21 protein-coding genes are annotated in these 21,306 nt (G+C 62.4%); 8 read left to right on the forward strand and 13 right to left on the reverse strand.

The features are described from left to right. Nucleotides 1-6: 6 nt before the first annotated feature. The 8 genes from M9924_05425 to M9924_05460 all read right to left on the reverse strand — a co-directional run bounded on the left by M9924_05425 (nucleotide 7) and on the right by M9924_05460 (nucleotide 8,879). On the reverse strand, nucleotides 7-714 hold the full coding sequence (locus tag M9924_05425; protein ID MCO5063842.1) for an ABC transporter ATP-binding protein: 708 nt from the start codon (nucleotides 712-714) through the stop codon (nucleotides 7-9). Then, nucleotides 707-1,435 carry an ABC transporter ATP-binding protein gene (locus M9924_05430; protein MCO5063843.1) on the reverse strand — a complete coding sequence of 243 codons (729 nt, stop codon included), beginning with the start codon at nucleotides 1,433-1,435 and terminating at the stop codon, nucleotides 707-709. The genes M9924_05425 and M9924_05430 overlap by 8 nt, the downstream gene beginning before the upstream one ends. Further along, entirely contained in the window at nucleotides 1,432-2,412 is a 981-nt protein-coding gene (locus tag M9924_05435) for a branched-chain amino acid ABC transporter permease (GenBank protein ID MCO5063844.1), read from the reverse strand. The genes M9924_05430 and M9924_05435 overlap by 4 nt, the downstream gene beginning before the upstream one ends. Beyond that, the gene (locus tag M9924_05440) at nucleotides 2,409-3,290 is read right to left on the reverse strand and encodes a branched-chain amino acid ABC transporter permease (protein ID MCO5063845.1); all 882 of its coding nucleotides are present in this window, start codon (nucleotides 3,288-3,290) and stop codon (nucleotides 2,409-2,411) included. Before M9924_05440 ends, M9924_05435 begins: the two co-directional genes overlap by 4 nt. 56 nt (nucleotides 3,291-3,346) lie before the next feature. Continuing rightward, nucleotides 3,347-4,648, reverse strand: coding sequence for an ABC transporter substrate-binding protein (locus M9924_05445; protein ID MCO5063846.1), 1,302 nt, complete (start codon nucleotides 4,646-4,648; stop codon nucleotides 3,347-3,349). 101 nt (nucleotides 4,649-4,749) lie between these two features. Continuing rightward, a complete protein-coding gene (locus M9924_05450) occupies nucleotides 4,750-6,171 on the reverse strand; it encodes a hypothetical protein (protein ID MCO5063847.1) in 1,422 nt (473 codons plus the stop codon). 11 nt (nucleotides 6,172-6,182) lie between these two features. Then, nucleotides 6,183-7,487 carry a nicotinate phosphoribosyltransferase gene (gene pncB / locus M9924_05455; GenBank protein ID MCO5063848.1) on the reverse strand — a complete coding sequence of 435 codons (1,305 nt, stop codon included), beginning with the start codon at nucleotides 7,485-7,487 and terminating at the stop codon, nucleotides 6,183-6,185. Nucleotides 7,488-7,538: 51 nt separating this feature from the next. Further along, the gene (locus M9924_05460) at nucleotides 7,539-8,879 is read right to left on the reverse strand and encodes an MATE family efflux transporter (protein ID MCO5063849.1); all 1,341 of its coding nucleotides are present in this window, start codon (nucleotides 8,877-8,879) and stop codon (nucleotides 7,539-7,541) included. Between the two features lie 227 nt (nucleotides 8,880-9,106). On the opposite strand from M9924_05460, the gene M9924_05465 reads away from it, so the two are divergent. From M9924_05465 to M9924_05490, 6 genes are all read left to right on the forward strand, one after another. Then, the gene (locus M9924_05465) at nucleotides 9,107-10,336 is read left to right on the forward strand and encodes an FAD-dependent oxidoreductase (protein ID MCO5063850.1); all 1,230 of its coding nucleotides are present in this window, start codon (nucleotides 9,107-9,109) and stop codon (nucleotides 10,334-10,336) included. Between the two features lie 82 nt (nucleotides 10,337-10,418). Next, nucleotides 10,419-11,837, forward strand: a complete 1,419-nt coding sequence (locus M9924_05470) for a sodium:proton antiporter (GenBank protein MCO5063851.1) — start codon at nucleotides 10,419-10,421, stop codon at nucleotides 11,835-11,837. Between the two features lie 70 nt (nucleotides 11,838-11,907). Further along, the gene (locus M9924_05475; GenBank protein MCO5063852.1) at nucleotides 11,908-12,801 is read left to right on the forward strand and encodes a D-alanyl-D-alanine carboxypeptidase; all 894 of its coding nucleotides are present in this window, start codon (nucleotides 11,908-11,910) and stop codon (nucleotides 12,799-12,801) included. 103 nt (nucleotides 12,802-12,904) lie between these two features. Beyond that, the gene (locus tag M9924_05480) at nucleotides 12,905-14,437 is read left to right on the forward strand and encodes a YifB family Mg chelatase-like AAA ATPase (protein ID MCO5063853.1); all 1,533 of its coding nucleotides are present in this window, start codon (nucleotides 12,905-12,907) and stop codon (nucleotides 14,435-14,437) included. 91 nt (nucleotides 14,438-14,528) lie between these two features. After that, nucleotides 14,529-15,605 carry a hypothetical protein gene (locus M9924_05485; GenBank protein MCO5063854.1) on the forward strand — a complete coding sequence of 359 codons (1,077 nt, stop codon included), beginning with the start codon at nucleotides 14,529-14,531 and terminating at the stop codon, nucleotides 15,603-15,605. Between the two features lie 24 nt (nucleotides 15,606-15,629). Continuing rightward, nucleotides 15,630-16,238: a nucleoside triphosphate hydrolase gene (locus M9924_05490; GenBank protein ID MCO5063855.1), complete on the forward strand. Its 609-nt coding sequence runs from the start codon at nucleotides 15,630-15,632 to the stop codon at nucleotides 16,236-16,238. A gap of 24 nt (nucleotides 16,239-16,262) precedes the next feature. Here M9924_05490 and M9924_05495 read toward each other — a convergent pair whose 3' ends face one another. From M9924_05495 to M9924_05515, 5 genes are all read right to left on the reverse strand, one after another. After that, complete coding sequence (locus M9924_05495) at nucleotides 16,263-16,742, reverse strand: hypothetical protein (GenBank protein MCO5063856.1); 480 nt, start codon at nucleotides 16,740-16,742, stop codon at nucleotides 16,263-16,265. A 101-nt stretch (nucleotides 16,743-16,843) separates the two neighbouring features. Then, nucleotides 16,844-17,548 (reverse strand): glutathione S-transferase C-terminal domain-containing protein, encoded by a 705-nt coding sequence (locus M9924_05500; GenBank protein MCO5063857.1) that lies wholly within the window; start codon nucleotides 17,546-17,548, stop codon nucleotides 16,844-16,846. A gap of 28 nt (nucleotides 17,549-17,576) precedes the next feature. After that, on the reverse strand, nucleotides 17,577-18,758 hold the full coding sequence (locus M9924_05505; GenBank protein MCO5063858.1) for a beta-ketoacyl-[acyl-carrier-protein] synthase family protein: 1,182 nt from the start codon (nucleotides 18,756-18,758) through the stop codon (nucleotides 17,577-17,579). Between the two features lie 31 nt (nucleotides 18,759-18,789). Beyond that, complete coding sequence (locus M9924_05510; protein ID MCO5063859.1) at nucleotides 18,790-19,047, reverse strand: acyl carrier protein; 258 nt, start codon at nucleotides 19,045-19,047, stop codon at nucleotides 18,790-18,792. Nucleotides 19,048-19,191: 144 nt separating this feature from the next. Then, nucleotides 19,192-19,389 (reverse strand): CsbD family protein, encoded by a 198-nt coding sequence (locus M9924_05515; protein MCO5063860.1) that lies wholly within the window; start codon nucleotides 19,387-19,389, stop codon nucleotides 19,192-19,194. A gap of 176 nt (nucleotides 19,390-19,565) precedes the next feature. Between M9924_05515 and M9924_05520 the strand changes: the two genes are divergently transcribed. Together M9924_05520 and M9924_05525 are read left to right on the forward strand one after the other, a co-directional pair. Next, nucleotides 19,566-20,540: a complex I NDUFA9 subunit family protein gene (locus M9924_05520; protein ID MCO5063861.1), complete on the forward strand. Its 975-nt coding sequence runs from the start codon at nucleotides 19,566-19,568 to the stop codon at nucleotides 20,538-20,540. A 29-nt stretch (nucleotides 20,541-20,569) separates the two neighbouring features. After that, entirely contained in the window at nucleotides 20,570-21,304 is a 735-nt protein-coding gene (locus M9924_05525; GenBank protein ID MCO5063862.1) for a sulfite exporter TauE/SafE family protein, read from the forward strand. The last annotated feature ends 2 nt before the right edge of the window (nucleotides 21,305-21,306 follow it).

Below are 21,306 nucleotides of genomic sequence, written 5' to 3' on the forward strand. Positions count from 1 at the left end.
GACGATTTAACTCACGCCGACATATTTCTTTGCAATGTCCGGATCAGAGCGCAGCGCCTCGACCGGCATGGTTTCGACATTGCGGCCGTTCTCGATGAAGGTGACACGGTTGGCCACCGGTAGCACGGCATCGACACGCTGCTCCACCAGAAGCGTCGAGACACCGCGACTGCCGAGCGCCGATACGGTTTCGCGGATCTTTGCGATCATAGAGGGCATAAGCCCCTCGGTCGGTTCGTCCAGCAGAAGCACATCCGGTTCGAGGCATAGCGCCCGCGCCATGGCCAGCATCTGCTGCTCGCCGCCGGAGAGCGTCGACGAGCGCTGCTTTAGCCGCTCGCGCAGAAGCGGAAACAGGTCCAGCACCCTGTCGCGCGTGTCCCTGCCCTTGCCGCGCGCCATCAGCCCGATCTCGATGTTTTCCGACACGGTGAGTTCGCCGAAAAGGCGGCGGCCTTGCGGCACATAGGCGACTCCCGCCTTCGGCACCTCTTCGGGGGCAAGCTTTGCAAGGTTCACCTCTCCGAGCATGATCGAACCGCTGCGGGCAGGCACCAGTCCCATGATCGCCTTGAGCGCCGTGGTCTTTCCCGCGCCGTTGCGCCCGAACAGGCAATGCACCTCGCCTTTCTGCAGGGTCAGGTCGAAGCCGAACAGCACCTGCGTTTCGTCATAGAAGCAGTCGAGGCCGGACAGCGTCAGGAGATCAGCCATCGGCAGTCCCCAGATAGGCCTGCTGAACCTTCGCATTCGCCCGGATCGAGCGCGGCGCGCCCTCCGCGAGAATGCGCCCGTTGTCCATCACGGTGATCCGGTCCGCCAGCTTCATGACGACATCCATGTTGTGCTCGATCAGCAGCACCGTGGTCTCCTTGCGAATGTCGCGCACGAGCTTGATGAAGTCCTTGATCTCGCCGTCGGAGAGTCCCTGCGTGGGTTCGTCGAGGATGAGCAGTCGGGGGTGCAGCGCCAGTCCCATCGCGATTTCCAGAAGGCGCTGATGTCCGTAGGACAATGCGGATGCGGGCGTCGATGCACGCTCGGTAAGACCCACGCGATGCATCGCGTCCAGCACGCTCGCGTCCAGCGCCTTGCGCGAGCGCCCGTCGGTCAATGTGCGTTGCGCCGCCAGCGCGACGTTGTCATAGACCGGCAGATTCGGAAAAATGCTGGTGATCTGGAACGTATAGGCGATGCCGAGCCGCACCCGGCGATGGGCGGGCACATGGGTGATGTCCTCGCCGTTGAAGCCGATGACTCCGGTGCTGGGTTCAATGCGCCCGGACAGGAGGCTGACAAGCGTGGTCTTGCCTGCCCCGTTTGGGCCGATCACGGCGCGCACCTCGCCGGGGTCCATGGCGAAATCCACCATGTCCACCGCCTTCAGGCCGCCGAAATGCCGCGAGAGGTTGCGTGCGATCAGCAGCGGCTTCATGGCAGCCACCTCGCCCAGCGCGCCCGGATGGTGCCCAGAATGCCCTTTGGAAAGAACAGGACAAGCACGATCAACGCAATGCCCACAACGCCCAGGTAGGAGAAGTTCCAGCCGGGCAGCACACGTGCCAAGACGTCACTCGAAAAATCGACGAGATAGTACATCAGCACCGTGCCGATGAGCGGTCCGAGCGTCGTGGACGCGCCGCCGAGCAGCACCCAGAGCAGCGGCAGGATGGAATATTGCACCGAGGCGAAGGTGGAGCCCGCATAGCCGAACAGGAGCGCATAGGCAGCGCCCGCAGCGCCCGAAAAAGCGCCGGAAATGACAACCGCCGACAGCTTGTTTGCGAAGACATTGTAGCCGAGCATGCGGGTGCGCTCCTCATTCTCCCGAATGGCGACGAGGACGCGCCCAAAGCGGGAGCGCACGACGATGAACGTGAGCAGGAGCACAAGCGCGAAGAGGCAAAGCGCTGCATAGTAGCGGTTTGCCGGGTCGGAAAGATCGAGATGGAACCCGGCAATGTCGATCTGCCGGGTCTGTTGCGGCAGGACGATGCCTTCGTCGCCGCGCGTCCATCGACTGAAATAGAAGCTCGCGAGAAAGAACACCTGCGCGAACATCATGGTGACGATCATGAAGGCGACGCCCGTGGTCCTGAGCGCCAGCAGGCCGATCAGCAGCGACAGCAGGGCAGCGCAGCCGATGCCCGTGGCGAAGGCCACAGGCAGGGTCCAGCCAAGATGATAGACGGTGAGGCTCGCGCCATACATGCCTGCCGCGAAAAACATCGCATGGCCAAGGCTGAGAAGGCCCGTATAGCCGAACAGGAGATTGTAGCCCATGGCAAAGACGGCCAGCACCATGATGCGCGCGAACACGCCCTGGTGATAGACAGGCAGCACATGGTCGAGGCCTGCAAGCAGCAGGATCACCGCGACATGCAGTGCAATCTGCCTTCCGGTGACGCTCATTCAGCCGCCGTCCCGAACAGCCCCTGGGGACGGAAGACGAGCACCAGCGCGACGGCAGCGGTCGCGATCATCTTCGCAAGGGTGGGCGAAAAGAACATCGATATGATGCCGTCGGACAGGCCAATGATGAGGGCTGCCACCACCGTGCCGCGCAGCGAGCCGAGCCCGCCTATGATGACGACGATGAAGGACAGCAGCAGCGGGTCGAGGCCCATCAGGTAGTGCGCCTGCTGGATGGGCACGATCAGCACGGCGGCAAGGGCTGCCAGCATGGCTCCCAGCGCGAACACGCCCGCATAGACGCGCTCGACGGGAATGGCGAAGGCGCGCGCCATTTCGCGGTCGATCTGCGTTGCGCGCATGACAAGGCCGATGCGCGTCCGCGTCAGCAGAAGCCATACCGCGACCAGCAGGACAATGGACGCCGCGATGACAAACAGCTTGTAGCCCGAATAGCCGAACCACGGAAACTGGATGCGATAGGTGAACGGTGCTTCGACGGGCCGCGCTTCGGGCCCGTAGAAGGTGAGCGTGGCCTGCTGGATAATGTAGAGGAGGCCGATCGTGGCGACGATCGTGGCTTCGGGATTGTATTCCAGCCGCCGCAGGACCAGCCGCTCCGACAGGAAGGCGACCGCGCCGACGACGAGCGGGCTGACGACAAGCGCCGCGACAAACCCCAGCGCCGGATTTCCCGTGACCATGGACGCCACGGCCCAGGCGATGACCGCGCCCAGCATGAAAAACTCGCCATGCGCGACATTGACGACGCGCATCACGCCGAAAACCAGCGACAGGCCAAGCGCAGTGAGCGCCAGCACCGCAGCCGTTACGAGGCCCTCAAGCGCGGCGAGCAGGAAATGCGGGCCGAACGCCATTTCTCACCGGCCCGCTCTGGTCGGGCGCGGGCCGGTCGCATGCCATGCGCAACCCACTACAGCGCCTGCTGGGTGTAGTCGCCCTCGGCCTCATACATGCCGTCCTTGATCTCGGTGCGGTGCACCACGGCGAGCTTGCCGTCCTGCACCTTCGAGATGTTCTGGTGGCCGTACACCTGGTGAAGCTTGCCGTCGAAGATCTTGTCGCCCTGCGGATGTTCCGGCCCTTCTTCGAAGCCCTGGATCGCTTCGGTGGCCTCGATCAGCTTGGCGCGATCAGCGGGACCCTGGTAGCCTGCGGCCTCCATCGCCTGCTTGATGACATAGAGCGTTTCCCAGCAGCCGAACATGTGGGCGGCGGTTGACACGTCCTTGGGATCGCCCACGGCGGCCCCGTTGTCATCGATGCCCACGGCAGCGCGATAGGCTTTCATGCCCTCGGAATCGTTCGGCTGGGTATAGCGCGGGCTGCCTTCCCAGAAATGGGTGCCGTCGAGGAATTCGAGGCCGGGACTGTTGATGTCCACAGCCTCCAGCGAGTCGATGAAGCCGAAAAGCTGCGGCTTGTTGGAGCCGTAGAACTCGCCCAGTTCCTTCACGAAGGTCAACACCGCCGGCCCGACCATGACATGGTAGAGGACCTCGGTTTCGGCCGGGATCTGCGGGAAGTATTTGGTAAAGCTGCTTTCGGTCGGCGGAATCGGAATCTGCGCGACGACCTCGCCGCCCGCCGCCTTGATGGCCGGGGTGAAATAATCGCGGTGGTCATAGCCGAACGCGTAGTCCGGATAGATCATCGTGACCTTCTTGCCGAGATTTCCGGCCACCCACGGCGCCATGGATGTAACCTGCGAGCGCACATCGGTGATGCCCGGCTGGAAGCAATAGCGATTCATCTTCCCGGACGCGACGTGATAGCCCTCACTGACCACGAAATAGGGAATCTTGAGTTCGCCCGCGACCGGCGCGGATGCCACGACGACATGGCTGAACAGCGTGCCGTAGACGAGGTCGCACTGATGCTGGTTGGCGAGCTTGGCGACGACTTCCGCGCCGCGCTTGGGATCGGTGCCGTCATCCTCGGTGATGATCTCGATCGGACGCCCGCCAATGCCGCCCGCATCGTTGATCGCCTTCACTGCGGCGGCAGTGGTGCGCTCGTACCAGCGGCCATAGGCTGCGCCGATGCCGGTTTTGTGCGCCTGAAATCCGATCTTGATGGGCGCCGAGCTTTGAGCCTGCGCATAGCGGACGAAGCCGGGCGCGGCCGCGAGCGATCCGGCGGCTGCAATTCCCTTCAACGCGCTGCGGCGCGAGATCGTCTTGTTTGGCAGAATGATAGATGACTTCCTGGTCATGCCGTTCCCCTGTGATATCTGCTGGCATGCCTGCGCGGCAAAACCCACGTCAGTTCGCATGCGCGAAATAGAGCATCAAAGACGCATAGCCGCAAGCTGTGTCAACCCGCCGACGGGGTGGAAAGAAGCCACAGGCCGAGCAGTGTGTAGCCGACCATGAGGACCGCCAGCGGAAGCTGGCTCAGCATTGCCGCGCGCGTATCCCCGTAGAGACGGATGGCAAGCATATGCGCGATCAGCACGGCAAGCACATGCCCTGCGACGATGGCCGCCGAAACCGTGTTCCAAAGCAGCCATGCCGCCTCGTGGCCAAGGACGATGCCAGCCTCGACATGGCTTCCGCTCAGGCCAAGCAGGTTCCAGCCGCGCGCAAAAGGATCGGACAGGGCGATCAGTGCCGCCTGGCCGTCGACCAGCAAGGCGGTGAGGTAGTGCGCGAAGTGATAGGCAAGCGCAATCGGCACAATGGACCACACCAGCGTGCCGATGGATCGCGGTCTGCCTTGCCGGGCGAGCAATTTCCCCGCGCGCACCATGAGTGCAAAGACAATCGGGAACGCGATCATCGCCGCCGCAAGTCCGATCGTGTTGGGAATCGTAACGGCGGAGCGACCCGGAAATTCAAGCGGATTGATGCCGATGGTTCCAAGCCAGACAAATGTCTTGGAAAACCCGTCGAAGGAAACCGCCGCCAGATTCGCGAGCAGAAAGATCACGCCGCTTGGCGGCAGCGGCCCGGCATCCGCGACGGCGGCACCGGGCAAACAAAGCTCAATCCGGGTCGGGGCGCGGTTGGACGATTGAACCACTGCAAACCGGGCGATCATGCTGAAGAACACGGTCAGGAATTCGCCCTGCCTTGTCCATCTTTCGTGACCGAAGGCGACCGCAAAGACGAAGGTGACGATCCAGTAGGACAGCGTGGCGACCGCCAGACGCGGCGGGTCTTCCGGCGCGATATAGACCAGCTCGAACCAGGCAAAGCCGGCAAACAGAATGACTGCGGGAACATAGCTGGCGGTATTCTCGTCGAAAGGCGCCTCCGGTCGCCGCAGAAGCACGCGCACCGCAAGGCACGGCGCATACCATGGGTCGATCCAGCGCCAGAGATTGCCGACCAGCCCCTGCACCAGCGTCACGCCCACCCACAGCAGGGTCCAGATGGTGAGCGGCAGCGGGTTGTGCGTGGGATCGGGGCTTCCGCGCAGGCCCGTCGCAATCAACAGCAGGAAAAATACGAAGGAGAGCGCACTTGTGAACGGCCGCAAGCGCTCAGGCGCTTCTCCGAGCGGCAGGCGAAAGGCGCGATAGGCTTCGAGCGCAGCGGGCCGCACGAACAGCAGGATAGCGAAGCTCCCCGCCACCGCGAACGCGCCACCAAGCAGATAATACCCGGTCGGCAGCAGCAGGACATGGCCGCGCTCCGACGCATGGGCAAATGCGGCATCCGGAAAGGAAATAGCCGCAAGAAAGCTTCCGGCGAACAATGCCGGAACGGCGCAGGCCCGCGACCCTCGAAGCATGCCCGGCTGCCTCACACCCAGACCTTCTGCCTGACCCGACCGCTCTCTCCGAACAGGCGTATGTAGCGCTTGATCTCTTTGGCGTCGCCGGTCGCTTTTTCCGGGTTGTCGGACAATTTGACCGCCGGACGGCCATTTGCCTCAGTGACCTTGCAGACCAGCGAGATCGCATCCAGCCGGTCCGTCGATGTCGGCGCGCAGCCTTCAAAATCATTGGTGAGGTTGGTGCCCCAGCCGAAGGTCATGCGCACCTTGCCCTGGAAATGCTTGTAGGTCTGTATGATGGTGTCCACGTCGAGGCCGTCCGAGAAAATGAGCAGCTTTTTCCTGGGATCGACATTCTTTTCCCGCCACCAGCGGATGATGCGCTCCCCGCCTTCGATGGGCGGCGCGCTGTCGGGCCGGAAGCCGGTCCAGTCCGCCACCCAGTCGGGCGCGTCGCGGAGAAAAGCATCCGTGCCGAAAGCGTCCGGCAGGACGATGAGCAGATTGCCGCCATAATAGCGTTGCCAGTCCTGAAGCACGCGATAGGGCGACTTCTTAAGGTCCTCGTCATTGTCGGCAAGCGCGGCATAGACCATCGGAAGTTCGTGGGCGTTCGTGCCGAGGGCCTCCAGATCTGTGTCCATGGCCAAGAGCACATTGCTGGTGCCGGTGAAGGCATCGCCGATGCCTTCCTTCAGCGCTTCCACGCACCAGCGCTGCCAAAGGAAACTGTGCCGGCGGCGGGTGCCGAAATCCGATATCCTGATGCCCGGCAATTTCTTCAAACGCTCGGTCTTGTCCCACATCTTCGCCTTGGCGCGGGCATAGAGCACATCAAGCTCGAACTGGCCGAAATGCTTCATGGCGGAGCGGGAGCGCAGCTCGTTGATGATCGCGAGCGCCGGTATTTCCCACATGGAGGTGTACATCCACGGCCCCGGAAATTCCAGTTCGTACTGGTCGCCGACGCGCTCAAGCCGGTATTCGGGCAGTTGGAAATTCTCAAGCCAGGCCAGGAACTCTGGCTCGAAAATCTGCTTGCGGCCATAGAAAGTGTTGCCGGCAAGCCAGATCATTTCCTTCTTGGTGATGCGCAGCGTGCGCGCGTGATCGAGCTGATCGCGCAGTTCCTCCTCGTCGATCTCCTTGGCGAGCTTGACCCGCGTGGTGCGGTTGATGAGCGAAAAGGTGGCATCGACCTTCGGATACATCCCCCAGATCATCTGGAGCATCAGCAGCTTGTAGAAATCCGTGTCGAGCAGGCTGCGAATGATCGGATCGAGCTTCCAGGCGTGATCGTAAACCCTGCGGGCAATGTCGGTGGTGGGCATGGGTCTCCCTCGGATCGCGATCGGTCCTATAGCATTGAGGATCCCTGATTCTCAAACAATCTGCTTGTGCAAGAGAAGCAGGGAACCACGCCGCAGCCAGCGATAGAGCAACAGCACGGCCACGACCGCAAGTCCGAGAACCAGGCCAAGCCAGATTCCTGCGCCCTGGAAGCCAAAATGGAAGGCGAGCAGCGCGCCAAGCGGCAGGCCGACTCCCCAATAGCCTGTTGCGGCATAGAGCATCGGCACTTTCGTGTCCTGAATGCCCCGCAACATCCCCGCGCCAACGGCCTGCGCACCGTCGGCAATCTGGAACATTGCCGCAAATGTCAGGAAGGTGATTGCATAGGCAACGACAGCCGCGTTTGCGGGGTCGGAAATGTCGATGAAGGCGGAAATCAGTATCCTGGGAAACGCCAGCATGACCAGCGCCATCAGAGCCATGAATGAAACCCCGATCGCGTAGGCGGTCCAACCCGCAAGGGTGACGCCTTGCGGATCGCGCGCACCATAGGCAAGCCCGACGCGCACCGTTGCCGCCTGGCCGATGCCCAGCGGCACCATGAATGTGACCGAGGCGATTTGCAGCGCGACGGCATGGGCGGCAAGCTGCACCGGGTCGATCAGCCCCATCAGGAAGGCGGCGGCATTGAAGATCGTCACCTCAAAGGCGAGGATGCCGGATATCGGTGCACCTAGCCTCAGAAGGGCGATCAATCGGGGCCAGTCGGAGCGCCAGAAGCGACCGAAGAGGTGGTAGCGCCGAAACCGCCGCTCGAAAATCGTCACGACGGCCAGCCCCGCGAACATGAAGATCGATGCGATGGTGGTCGCGATGCCGGAACCGGCGATGCCAAGCGCCGGAAAGCCGAAATGGCCGAACACCAGCGCCCAGTTGCCGAGTGCGTTCAGGATCACCGCGACGACCATGACCGCCAGCGCCCAGCCCGGGCGCTCCAGCGCGGAGATGAAAGACCGCAGCACAATGTAGCCATAGAAGGGCAGGATCGCCCATTGCAGGTAGCGCAAGTAGATGCCTGCCTGCGCGGCGAGTTCCGGCTGCTGGCCCATAGCAAGTAGAATGGCTTCGCCGTTCCAGAGCACGATCCAGAGCGGGATCGACACCAGCACCGAAAGCCACAGACCCTGCCGCACCGTGCGACGCACATCGCGCACGGAATGCCGCTTGCGTCCGAGTTCGGCGGCCATCATGGGCGCCGTGGCATAGGCCAGGCCCAGGCCGCAGATCAGCGCGGCGAAATAGAGGTTGGAGCCGAGCGCGCCGGCGGCAAGGGCATCCGGGCCGAGCCGCCCAATGATCGCCACGTCTGTCGCCGTCATGGCGACCTGCGCCAGATTCGTCAGGATCATCGGCCACGCAAGCGCGAGCATGGCGCGAATCTCTCCGCGCCAGGGACGTTTCGCCGTTTGGCTCCCTGCCTGCATCACAAACCCGCTTCAAATCCTCCCGGGCCGCTTTGTCGGGCCGGAGCCGCTGCTTCTGGACGAACATCGCCGAAGTCGCAAGACGCTGAGCGCTGTCGCTGTTGAGCCAGCCTGAAGCAGGCTTGACAGGTCATATCTTGCGGTGCGACCCCCATGGGCAGAGGGAGCGATCGATGGCGAAGGGCGTGGTAATCGTCGGAACCGGGCACGCAGGTGTGCAGGCTGCCGCCAGCCTGCGCGAGGAAGGCTATGAAGGTCCTGTCATTCTCGTGGGCGAAGAGAATGAATTGCCCTATCACAAGCCTCCGCTTTCCAAGACGTTCATCAAGGACGACGCGGCAGGACCGCAGATCCTGCGCGCGGAGAGCTTCTATACATCGCACGAAATCGATCTTCGCCTCGGACGACGCATCACCGGGATCGAGCCGGGCAGACTGGCAGTCGAGAGTGGCGACGCGCTGGAGTTCGACCACGCAATTCTTGCGCTGGGCGCGCGGCCACGCATTCTGGATCTGCCGGGGGCCGAGTTTGGTGGCATCATGTCGCTTCGCGATATTGCCGACGCGCGGCGCATTCGCGAGGCGGCACACGACGCCGAAGATGTCGTGGTGCTCGGAGGCGGCTTCATCGGCCTCGAAATCGCTGCCACGCTTCACACCGGCGGACGGCGTGTCACGGTGGTTGAGGCGCAGCCCCGCGTGCTGGGGCGCGGCGTCGCAGCGATCATCGGCGCGCATGTGCACAGGCGGCTCGAAGCCAGCGGCGTGCGCATCCTCACGTCGACTTCCATCGAGCGCATTGAAGGCGAGGCAAGACATGCATCCGGGGTCGTTACTTCAAGCGGCGAGCGCCTGCCCGCGCAACTCGTCATCGTCGGCATCGGGGTGGTTCCGAACGTCGAGCTTGCGGCAGCGGCAGGAATTGCTGTCGGGAACGGAATCAAGGTCGACGGAGCCATGCGGACATCGGCGGAGGGCATCCTTGCCATCGGCGACTGCGTCAATTTCCGGCACTGGATGACGGGCACGGAGGTGCGGCTTGAATCCGTGCAGAATGCAACGGACCAGGCGCGCCGCGCCGCGAAAACCGTGCTCGGGCATCCCGGCGAATATGATGCGGTGCCGTGGTTCTGGTCGGATATCGGCGACATGAAACTGCAAATGGTCGGTCTGGTCGGGCGTGAAGACAGGCATGTCATTGCCGGCTCGCAGGAGGACAACAGGTTTGCGGTGTTCCATTTCGCGGGCGATCACCTGACCGCAATCGAGACAGTCAACCGCCCTGCCGACCACATGATCGGCAGACGCATACTTGCGACCGAGTTCTCACCCGATTTCGATGTGTTGACCGCCAACCCCGATGGGCTGAAGGCCGCTTTTGCCGAATGGCAAATGAAAAAGTGATCGCGCCGATTTTATCCGATTTTTCTTGAACCCGTTGCGGTTCGCGGAGATAAGGCCGGACCTTTTCTTTGTGGGAATACGGATGGCCTTTGCAAAAATCTCGATTGCGCTCCTTGCGGCGCTGCTGGTTCAATCGGCTCCGGCTTTTGCCGCGGAAGCGTTGCCCGGCGAGATCATGCCGCTCTGGTGGGGCCTGCCCTTTGCCGGCATCCTCCTGTCCATTGCCACGGGGCCTCTCCTTTACCCACATTTCTGGGAGCACCACTACGGCAAGATCACGCTCGGCTGGACGCTTCTCGTCGTTGTCGCCTTGTTCTTCAACTTTGGGGCTTCGTCCACGACCGAGGCGATCCTTCACGCGGTCCTGCTCGAATATTTGCCGTTCATCATCCTGCTCTTCGCGCTTTTCACCATTGCCGGCGGCATCGTGGTGACGGGAAACATTCACGGGACACCCGCGACCAATGTGCTGCTGCTGGTGATCGGAGCCCTGCTTGCATCGGTAGTCGGCACGACGGGCGCATCGATGATCATGATCCACCCGATGATCCGCGCAAACGACAATCGGCCGTTCAACGCCCATGTCATCGTGTTCTTCATCTTCCTTGTCTCGAATATTGGCGGCTCGCTGACGCCACTCGGCGATCCGCCGCTTTTCGTCGGCTTCCTGCGCGGTGTGGATTTCTTCTGGACCACGCAGCACCTGTTGTTTGAAACGCTGTTCGTGGCGGCTGTCGTGCTCGGCACGTTCGTCGTGATCGACGTGATCCTGCATATTCGTGAGGAAGGCCTGCCAAAGATCAAGGATCCGACCCCGGATTCACGCGTCGGACTTCGGGGCCTGATCAATGTGCCCCTCCTTGCCTGTGTCATCGGCGCGATCCTGATGTCGGCAAGCTGGAAGCCGGGCGTGGAATTTGACATTGGCGGGGTGCATGTGGAGCTTCAAAACATCCTGCGTGACATCATTATTCTCTGTGCGGCGCTAGCGTCATTCCTGCTCACGCCCGGGAGCCTTCGCTCCGCCAACCGATTCTCCTGGGGTCCGATACTGGAGGTTGCAAAGCTTTTCGCGGGGATATTCATCGCGATCGTTCCGGTGGTCGCCATTCTCAAGGCGGGTACGGGCGGCGCACTATCGAGCCTCGTTGCACTGGTCACCGGCCCGGATGGCCAGCCCAACGACCTTGCCTATTTCTGGCTGACAGGCGTTCTTTCGTCATTCCTCGACAATGCACCGACCTATCTCGTGTTCTTCGAGCTGGCGGGAGGCGACCCGCAGCACCTCATGACGGACTACGCCTCGACGCTCGCGGCAATCTCGTCCGGCGCGGTGTTCATGGGCGCGAATACCTATATCGGAAACGCGCCTAATTTCATGGTCTACGCCATTGCGCGCGGGCGCGGAATCGCCATGCCGAGCTTCTTCGGCTACATGCTCTGGTCAGGCGCCATCCTCGTTCCGGTTTTCCTGATGGCAAGCTATCTGTTCTTCATGTGATGGACGCCGCTCGCCTTCTGATGTAAGCGACCTTCGGCTTGTGTGCCTAACGGGCGGGTGCGGTACTGCATTGTTCGACGTCTTGAGCTTCAGGGGAAACATTCTTCGTTTCGCAGTCGCGCTGCTCGCGCTTCTGCTGCTGTCTGCCTGCACCACGACCGAGGCCATGCAGAGCGTCGAGCCTTCTGCGCTGACGTCCACCGAGAATGTGGACGACTCGCCACGCCATGCGGTCGCCGTCGTCGATGCCACATCGGGGCGGATGCTCTATTCGATGAACGCGAACGCCCTTCGGCATCCGGCATCGCTTACGAAGATGATGACGCTCTACCTGCTGTTCGAAGCGTTGGAGAGCCATCGCGTCAATCTCTTCACGATGATTCCAGTTTCAGACCACGCTGCGCGCCAACCTCCGACCAATCTGCGCCTGCGTGCGGGTGACCAGATCGATGTTCTCACGGCGATCCACGCGTTGACGGTCAAATCGGCCAATGACGTTGCAGTTGCCGTCGGAGAATATCTGGGCGGCAGCGAAGAACAGTTTGCCGCGATGATGACCGCCAAGGCGCGCGCAATCGGGATGCGAAACACAACTTTCCGCAACGCATCCGGCCTGCACGACCCCGAGCAGGTGACGACCGCCCGTGACATGGCTCTGCTCGGCATATCGCTGCGTCGCCGCTTCCCCGACAAGTTCCAGTACTTTTCCGCCACGAGCTTCGACTTCCGGGGCAAGCTCGTGCGCGGCCACAACGATCTGCTCGGCAGGGTCGACGGCGTCGACGGCATCAAGACAGGCTATGTCCGCGCATCCGGCTTCAACATAGTCACTTCCGTTCGGTCCGGCGGAAAGAGCCTTGTCGTCGTGGTGATGGGCGGCCAGACGGCGCGCATCAGGGACGACGAGGTCAAGGGCCTGATCGCAACCTATATGGGCCAACCATCCCTCGCCCTGCAGCCATAGCGGCGCATGCATTTTGTTCTTGTAATGTTCTAAATAATGTGAGAGCTGTCGGGCTTCAGAGAAGTTGGCGCGTGGCGGCGCTGCCTGAGCATGGATTGGGCAGATGGTTTCGCGCGTGCACACGGTCGCCTTTCAGGGCATTGAGGCTTTGCCCGTCGACGTGCAGGTCATGATCGCTCCGGGCAAGGTGGGCATGCAGATCGTCGGACTGCCCGACAAGGCCGTCGCGGAAAGCCGCGAGCGGGTACAGGCTGCGCTGCATGCGTCGGGCCTTTCCATGCCGGCCAAGCGCGTCACGATCAACCTTGCTCCCGCCGATCTTCCGAAGGAGGGCAGCCACTATGACCTGCCCATCGCGCTCGGATTGATGGCCGCGATGGGGGCAATCCCGGCAGACGCCCTTTCCGGCTTCGTCGTCCTGGGAGAGCTGGCGCTCGACGGCACCATCGCGGAAGTCGCGGGCGTGTTGCCCGCCGCGATTGCCGCCAATGCGCAGGACCGAGGATTGATCTGCCCCGCCGCCTGTGGCCCGGAAGCGGCATGGGCGGGGACGGATATCGACATTCTCGCGCCGCACAGCCTGATCTCGGCTGCCAATCACTTTCGCGGAACGCAGGTGCTGTCGCGGCCCGTTCCCTCAATCCAGCATATGGACGCCAAGGCGATGCCCGACCTTGCAGACATAAAGGGGCAGGAAACTGCGCGCCGCGCGCTCGAAGTGGCGGCGGCCGGCGGGCATAACCTGCTGATGTCTGGGCCGCCCGGTTCGGGCAAATCCATGCTGGCGGCGCGCCTGCCCTCAATCCTCCCATCGCTGGAACCGCGCGAACTACTGGAAGTGTCGATGATTGCATCGATCGCCGGCCTGCTTGCCGGCGGCAAGCTCAGCGACAGGCGACCCTTCAGGGCGCCGCACCATTCTGCGTCGATGGCGGCAATGGTGGGCGGCGGGTCGCGCGCACGTCCCGGTGAAGTTTCTCTCGCCCACAACGGCGTGCTGTTCCTGGACGAATTTCCTGAGTTTTCGCCTGCCGTGCTCGATTCCCTGCGGCAGCCTCTCGAAACAGCCGAATGCATGATCGCCCGCGCAAACCACCGCGTTTCCTACCCGGCGCGCATCCAGCTCGTGGCGGCCATGAACCCTTGCCGATGCGGCATGGCGGGTGAGCCGGGTCATACCTGCGCGCGTGGGCCCCGCTGCCAGAGCGAATATCAGGCCCGAATCTCGGGGCCGTTGCTCGACCGGCTCGACATTCGGGTGGATGTGCCGGCGGTTTCCGCATCGGACCTCGTCCGTCCCGGACGTAGTGAAACGAGCGCGGCGGTCGCCGAAAGGGTGGCGCGGGCACGCGCAGCGCAGCGCACCCGCTATGCCGCGCTCGGCGTTCCCCTCGCCACGAACGCGCATTGCTCGGCATCCCTGATCGAGCAGGTAGCCGCGCCGGATGGTCCCGGCATGGCGCTCTTGTCCGATGCAAGCGAAAAGCTCGGCTTCTCCGCCCGCGCCTATCATCGGGTGCTTCGGGTGGCGCGAACGCTGGCCGATCTTGACGGCAGCGCCGGCGTCGGGCGCATCCATCTTGCCGAGGCGATATCCTATCGCTTGCCGAGCGAACGGATGATGCAGGCCGCCTGATGCTCCTTGCAGCGCCTTCAGATTGGACTTGCATTGTCGCCATTCATCGGCATCGTGCCGGGCACGAACGCGTGACGACGGGACAATTGCCTTGACCAGTTTTGCCTTCTCCGCAGCGGGCGTCTCAGTCGCGGTCGATCTGTCGGTCGGGCATATTGCCGATTTCGCCATAGAAGAGGGTGAGCGCATGCTGCGCCCGCTTCACCGCGCCCCGTGGATCGGGGAGAAAGGCCTGCCCGCGGACATCGCGCCAGGGCTTGAACGCCTGTCCGGAGATTTCCTGTGCGCGCCATTTTCCCGTAGCGATGTCGAGGAAGCGCCCGGGCACGGCTGGTCGGCGAACAGTCCCTGGATCGTAACGTCCAGCTCGGCTATTCCCGGCGGCTGGCGGGCCACGCTCGAGCTGGTCCGGCCTGTTCTCGGCGCCACGATCCGAAAAACGCTGACGCTTCGCGACAACCACCCTTTCCTCTATCAGGAGCACAGCATTGAAGGCGGCCTTGGCGAACTGCCTGTCTCACATCATGCGATGAGCATTATGGCGCGGGGCGGAACGCTGGCATTTTCCCCCAAGAAATATGCGGAAACACCCGACACGCCGCTGGAACCCGATGCCGCCCGTGGACGCTCCATGCTGGCCTATCCGGCGCGCAGCGAGGAGCTCCACCGTTTTCCGACGCGGGACGGCGGCGCGACAGACCTCGCCCGATACCGCGCCGGGGATCTGCGCGAGGATTTCCTGACGCTTGTCGAGCAACCGGAAAACGCGCTGGGATGGACAGCACTTTCGCGCGCGGCGGAAGGCGATCTCGTACTCGTGCTCAAGAACCCTCGCGAGCTGCCGGTGACAATGTTGTGGTACTCAAATGGCGGGCGGCAATACGCACCATGGAATGGCCGTCATCTTGGGGTTCTGGGCATCGAGGATGGACGCACGGCGGTGGGTCATCGCGCTTCCATCGAGGAGAACAGCCTCAAGGCCGAGGGCATTCCGACAAGCTTCCGCCTGACGCCGGAGGGAACGGTCAAATTCCGTCATGTGATCGGCGCGCTGCCGATTCAGGCCCTGCCCCAGTCCGTCGAGTTGGTGGAGGACGGACTTGAACTGACGATCGAGGGCGTCAGGACGACCGCCCCGTTCGATACGAAGTTTCTGCAAGGAGTCTAGCTTCGAATACCGGAGGAGGTTTCGATGTCGGAGATAGCACATATCGCCTCAGCCATTTTCAAGCACGCGCCCCGGGATGGCCGCTGCATAGTGGCAATCGCAGGTCCGCCGGGTTCGGGCAAATCGACGGTCTCCGCCGCGCTGGTCGACTTGTTTCCTTCGCGGAGCGCCATCGTGGTGCCGATGGATGGATTTCATTTCGACGACGCCGTGCTTGAGGAACGCGGCTTGCGCAACCGAAAGGGTGCGCCCGAAACATTCGACTATGCCGGTTTCGAGCATTTGCTGCGGCGCATTCGCGCTGGAGAGGAGGACATTGCGATTCCCGTTTTCGACCGGAACATGGAACTAGCGCGAGCCGGCGCATCGATCATCGGAGCCGAAAATCGGTTCATCCTCGTTGAAGGCAATTACCTCCTGCTGGACGAGAAGCCATGGTCGGGACTGGCTTCTCTGTTCGATTTCACCATTTTTCTCGATGTGCCGCCGGATGAGCTCGAGCGCCGACTTCTCCAGCGCTGGCGCGATCACGGGCGAGACGAGGCCGAGGGCCGCGCATGGGTGGACTCAAATGATTTGCCGAATGTCAACCGAGTTCTTCTGCACAGACGCGCTGCTGACTTGACGATCTGATTCGCAAGGCTGATTCTCCCCGAATCACCGCGCGATTTGGTCGCAGGTGACGATCGAGGGTGGAGCCATTTCGACAAAGGAGAGTTCGATGGCAAAGCAGGCGACGAAGGCTGCTGGCGGAAAAAGCGCAGCCAAGGGGACGGCGAAGCCGGCCGCAAAGACCACCAAGGCGGCTGCCGCAAAGCCGGCCGCTGCGAAGACCAAGCAAGTGACCAAAGCTGCAGCGAAGCCAGCCGCCAAGGCAACGGCCAAGCCCGCAGCAAAGCCGGCTGCGAAAGCACCGGCCAAGAAGGCGGCCCCGAAGCCCGTGGCGGCAAAGGCGAAAACACCCGCAAAAGCCAAGGCCCCAGCAAAGGTTTCGGCAAAGCCCGCCGCCAAGTCAAATGGCGCGGCGGCAACCGTGGCCAAGACGGCAAAGAAGGCAGTCAAGACAGTGAAGAAAACCGCCAAGAGCGCCGTGGCAGCGGTCGTCTCGGCGGTTGGAGCCAAGAAAAGCGCATCCAAAAAGGCATGACCCCGGCCCGGCGCGACCGGACCGACAGGCGTGCATATCTGGATGTCGCCCTTGGAGCGGAGCGCGAATGCTCCGCGTAATTTTACGCCCCCTATCCGCGCGGAGGAACGACGAGCCCTGCCTGTGAAGCCGGGCGCGCGAGCGCACGCTCAAGCCAGGCCTCAACGTTCTTGAGATTGTCCAGGCCGAGTATGTCGCCGGCTTCATAGACCACCTTGGCGCCCCGCACCCATGGAAAGATCGCGATGTCGGCGATTGTGTACTGGTCACCCATGATCCAGTTGCGACCCGCCAGCCGCTGGTCGAGCACGCCGAGCAGACGTTTTGCCTCGTCGCGATAGCGATTGAGGGGCCGCTTGTCCTCGATCTCGCGACCGGCAAATTTGTAGAAGAAGCCGAACTGGCCGAACATCGGCCCGATGGCGGCCATCTGAAAGAAGAGCCATTGCAGCGTTTCGTAGCGGGCGGCCGGATCGGCGGGCAGCAGCTTTCCGGTCTTTTCCGCCAGATAGACCAGGATCGCCCCGGATTCGAACAGCCCAATCGGCTTGCCGTCCGGTCCGTGCGGATCGACTATGGCCGGTATCTTTCCATTCGGATTGAGCGAGAGGAAAGGTTCGGTCCACGTTTCATTCTTGGTTATGTCGACCTTGTGCGCCTCGTATGGCAGGCCGACTTCCTCAAGCATCACCGAAACCTTCACGCCGTTCGGCGTTGGAAAGGAATAAAGCTGGATCCGGTCGGGATGCTGCGCGGGCCAGCGCGCCGAGATGGGAAATGAAAGAAGATCGGTCATTCGTGCGGTTCTTTCGTGTGAGATTACATCACACCGAGGTGAAGGCCACCACGGCATTCGTCCCCCCGAACGCGAACGCGTTGCTTATCGCGGCCTTCACGGGCCGGGCGCGCGCAATGTTCGGCGTTACGTCGAGATCGCATTCAGGGTCTTTCTCGCGATAGTTCGCAGTCGGAGGAACGATGCCGTCCCTGATTGCCATTATGCACGCAATCGCCTCGATGGCGCCGGACGCGCCTAGGCAATGCGCGTGCATTGACTTGGTCGACGAGACAGACAGCCCGTCGGCATATGCGCCGAACACCGACCTTATTGCTGTCGTCTCGATCTGGTCATTGGCTTTGGTTCCTGTGCCGTGAGCGTTGACATAGTCTATGTCAGCAGGCCCAAGCCCGGCATCCGTGAGGCAGGCGCGCATCGCGGCGGCGGGACCTTCGACCGTTGGCGAAACGATATCGGCGGCGTCCGCCGAAAGCCCTGCCCCGGCAAATTCCGCCAATATCTTCGCTCCACGCGCACGGGCATGCTCGTAGCTCTCAAGGACCAGTACGGCGGAGCCTTCCCCGAGAACGAGCCCGTCACGGTCGTTGGAGAACGGGCGGCAGGTTTCGCGCGCAAGAGCGCGAAGTGCTTCCCAGCCTTTGACGACACCGTAAACCAGAGGCGCATCGGTGCCGCCGGCCAGCATGACGTCCGCCCGGCCCAGCCGAATCTGGTCGGCGGCGGCGGAAAATGCGTGGTTCGATGAAGCACAAGCGGAGGTGACGCCGAAAACCGGGCCGCGCAATCCGTGAATCATGCTGACCTGCCCGGCAGCCGCGCTCGGCATGATGCGAGGGACACAGAATACGCTTGCCCGTGTCCTGCCTTCGGTGAGAAGGCCGAAATAGTTATCGTCCGCCGTCTCTGCCCCGAAGATTCCGGTTCCGATGACCGCACCTATCCGGTTGCTCTCCGCCTCACCGACGAAAATATCCGCATTGCGCAGTGCCTCGCCTGCCGCCATTGCCGCCAGCAAGGCGAAACGGTCGATTGCGACCAGTTTGCGACGGTCGACGTTCCATTCTGGAAGGCTCTTGATTTCAGCGCCGATTCGCGACTTCGCATCGCGGATCAGCGGTGTCGTCAGCTCGCCAATGCCGCACCTGCCGGCTTTCATCGCGTCCCATATCGCGGGCACATCGGTTCCGAGCGCGCACAGCCCGCCCATGCCGGTAACAACGATCCGCTGGCGCTGCACGTCAGGCGTTCTTCTTTTCGACGAGGGCACGAACCGCGGCAACCATATCGCCGACATTTTTCAGGCGGTTCCACGCGTCCACCGTATTCATCTCGATCTCGATTCCGTAGGCTTCCTCGACGTCGAAAATGATCTCGGTCAATTCAAGCGAATGAATCCCTAGCGCGGTAAGCTCGGTCTGCGGCGTGATTTCGCCGATCTCAGGATCGGCATGTTCCTGAATTTTTGCGATGATGTCCCGGGTCAGTTCGTCTGTCATGCAATTCGTCCCCCGCGGTATTCTACCTGCCAAATGTCAACAGGTGCATCCCTCTATAGAAACCGCGCCTCCATGGTGCAACACATTCGGAAAAGGCCCCGCCGGAGGCGGAGCCTTCAACCATCGGCCTGAGACGGTTTCCTGTCAGTGGCCGGAAAGCCAGCCGTCTATTTCAGCTTCCACCTCGTCCTGCGTTTGCCCGTAGCGTTCCTGAAGCCGTCCGGCGAGTTCGCGGCGCTTGCCTTTGATGACGTCAAGATCGTCATCGGTAAGCTTGCCCCACTGCTGCTGAACCTTGCCCTTGAATTGCTCCCAATTGCCTTCGATGCGGTCCCAGTTCATGTGAGATCTCCTGATATCTGTTCGTTGCGGCGCTCTTTGCGCGCTGTGAAAGAAACGCGACATCTCAAGATATGTTCCGGATTGCCTGCGGCGGCGGGGCGCGGCAAAGCCACTTTGCCTGCATCGCGAAAGAGATTATGAACAGGCAACGCACCCACAGTTCAAGGACGCTTTCGATGACCGAAATCCTGCAAACCCCAAAGCTCGTCACGGTTTTCGGGGGCGCCGGTTTCCTTGGCCGCCATGTTGTCCGCGCATTGGCGCGGCGCGGCTATCTGGTGCGCGCCGCATGCCGAAGGCCCGACCTTGCAGGCTACCTGCAACCGCTCGGCAATGTGGGCCAGATCCAGGCCGTGCAGGCCAACCTTCGGGTGCGCTGGTCGGTCGATCGCGCGGTGCAGGGCGCTGCCCATGTGGTCAACCTTGTCGCAATCATGCACGAGAGCGGACGCCAGACCTTCGACGCGGTGCATGATTTCGGCGCGCGGGCCGTGGCCGAGGCGGCGCGGTCGGTCGGCGCGGGCCTGACGCATGTTTCGGCCATCGGCGCGGACAAAGATTCCGCATCCGACTACGCGCGCACGAAGGCGCTCGGCGAGATCGCCGTGAAAGAAACGATCAAGGATGCGGTCATCATTCGACCGTCGATCATTTTCGGACCGGAGGATTCATTCTTCAACCGGTTCGCGAACATGGCGCGCTTCTCACCCTTCCTGCCTCTCATCGGCGGCGGAGAAACAAAATTCCAGCCGGTTTTCGTGGGCGATGTGGCTGAAGCGATCGCGCGGTCCGTGGACGGAAGCGTTGCGGGCGGCAAGGCCTATGAACTGGGCGGCCCGCAGCAACTCACCTTCCGGCAGTGCATGGAAACCATGCTCGAAACAATCGACCGCAAGCGCCTCTTCGTCCCTGTTCCGTGGTGGCTGGCGGAGCTTCAGGGAAGCGTGCTGGGCATGCTGCCGAATCCGCTGCTGACGAAAGATCAGGTCATTCTCCTGCGCTCCCACAATGTCGTGTCGAAAAAGGCCGAGAAGGACGGGCGAACTTTCGCAGGGCTCGGCATGACGCCGACCTCGGTCGGCGCAGTCCTTCCAAGTTACCTTTGGCGCTATCGCGCCGCCGGCCAGTTCACGCGAAAGAACGAAGCATAGGACCGCTCGATTCTTTCCTGCCTGATGGCATGGGCGCGGCTGCGGCCGCGCTTCTCATCGTCGCAAGCTTCTTCACCTCCGCGCTGACCGCCTCCTTCGGTGTTGGCGGCGGGGTCGCGATGCTGGCGCTGCTCGGCATGTTCGTACCCGTTTCGGTGCTGATCCCGGTCCATGGCGCCGTGCAACTGGGTTCCAACACCGGCAGGGCCTGGGTCCAGCGCGCGTCGATTCGGATGGATGTGGCGGCGCCCTTCATCGCAGGCAGCGTGATCGGCGCGGTTGCAGGCGTGTTTCTCGTTGTGCAGCTTCCCGATGCGCTGATGAAGATCGTTCTCGGCGCTTTCATCCTGCTGATCACATGGGCGAAGATTCCCGGCATCGATCGCCTGGGCAGGGCCGGGCTTGCCGTTGCAAGCGCGGTGCTCGCCCTAGTTTCCATGATCGTCGGTGCGACCGGACCGCTGGTTTCGCCGATCCTCGCGCAGTTCATACCGAACGACCGCAAGGCACTTGTCGCGACTCATGCAGCCAGCATGGTGGCCCAGCACGGGCTAAAGATACTGGTCTTCGGCCTCGCCGGATTTGCCTTCGGCGACTGGCTGCCAATGGTGGGGGCGATGATCTTCACCGGCTATCTCGGCACGCGCTATGGTAGCCTGCTGCTGGACAGGATGCCGGAGCAGGCCTTCCGCACATGGTTCAGGATCGGCCTGACACTGCTGGCGATCGATCTTGTCCGGCGCGGGCTGATGGCTTCCGTCTGAGG

Source organism: Rhizobiaceae bacterium, assembly GCA_023953835.1.
Classification (GTDB): domain Bacteria; phylum Pseudomonadota; class Alphaproteobacteria; order Rhizobiales; family Rhizobiaceae; genus Mesorhizobium_G.

What these genes read in the sequence shown, in the direction of transcription:
- M9924_05470 (MCO5063851.1), top strand. Translation starts at nt 10,419, where the DNA reads ATGGCCTTTGCAAAAATCTCGATTGCGCTCCTTGCGGCGCTGCTGGTT.
- M9924_05510 (MCO5063859.1), bottom strand. Translation starts at nt 19,047, where the DNA reads ATGACAGACGAACTGACCCGGGACATCATCGCAAAAATTCAGGAACAT.
- M9924_05435 (MCO5063844.1), bottom strand. Translation starts at nt 2,412, where the DNA reads ATGAGCGTCACCGGAAGGCAGATTGCACTGCATGTCGCGGTGATCCTG.
- M9924_05465 (MCO5063850.1), top strand. Translation starts at nt 9,107, where the DNA reads ATGGCGAAGGGCGTGGTAATCGTCGGAACCGGGCACGCAGGTGTGCAG.
- M9924_05490 (MCO5063855.1), top strand. Translation starts at nt 15,630, where the DNA reads ATGTCGGAGATAGCACATATCGCCTCAGCCATTTTCAAGCACGCGCCC.
- M9924_05450 (MCO5063847.1), bottom strand. Translation starts at nt 6,171, where the DNA reads ATGCTTCGAGGGTCGCGGGCCTGCGCCGTTCCGGCATTGTTCGCCGGA.
- M9924_05520 (MCO5063861.1), top strand. Translation starts at nt 19,566, where the DNA reads ATGACCGAAATCCTGCAAACCCCAAAGCTCGTCACGGTTTTCGGGGGC.
- M9924_05440 (MCO5063845.1), bottom strand. Translation starts at nt 3,290, where the DNA reads ATGGCGTTCGGCCCGCATTTCCTGCTCGCCGCGCTTGAGGGCCTCGTA.
- M9924_05500 (MCO5063857.1), bottom strand. Translation starts at nt 17,548, where the DNA reads ATGACCGATCTTCTTTCATTTCCCATCTCGGCGCGCTGGCCCGCGCAG.
- M9924_05430 (MCO5063843.1), bottom strand. Translation starts at nt 1,435, where the DNA reads ATGAAGCCGCTGCTGATCGCACGCAACCTCTCGCGGCATTTCGGCGGC.
- pncB (MCO5063848.1), bottom strand. Translation starts at nt 7,487, where the DNA reads ATGCCCACCACCGACATTGCCCGCAGGGTTTACGATCACGCCTGGAAG.
- M9924_05515 (MCO5063860.1), bottom strand. Translation starts at nt 19,389, where the DNA reads ATGAACTGGGACCGCATCGAAGGCAATTGGGAGCAATTCAAGGGCAAG.
- M9924_05505 (MCO5063858.1), bottom strand. Translation starts at nt 18,758, where the DNA reads ATGGGCGGGCTGTGCGCGCTCGGAACCGATGTGCCCGCGATATGGGAC.
- M9924_05480 (MCO5063853.1), top strand. Translation starts at nt 12,905, where the DNA reads ATGGTTTCGCGCGTGCACACGGTCGCCTTTCAGGGCATTGAGGCTTTG.
- M9924_05460 (MCO5063849.1), bottom strand. Translation starts at nt 8,879, where the DNA reads ATGCTCGCGCTTGCGTGGCCGATGATCCTGACGAATCTGGCGCAGGTC.
- M9924_05445 (MCO5063846.1), bottom strand. Translation starts at nt 4,648, where the DNA reads ATGACCAGGAAGTCATCTATCATTCTGCCAAACAAGACGATCTCGCGC.
- M9924_05525 (MCO5063862.1), top strand. Translation starts at nt 20,570, where the DNA reads ATGGGCGCGGCTGCGGCCGCGCTTCTCATCGTCGCAAGCTTCTTCACC.
- M9924_05425 (MCO5063842.1), bottom strand. Translation starts at nt 714, where the DNA reads ATGGCTGATCTCCTGACGCTGTCCGGCCTCGACTGCTTCTATGACGAA.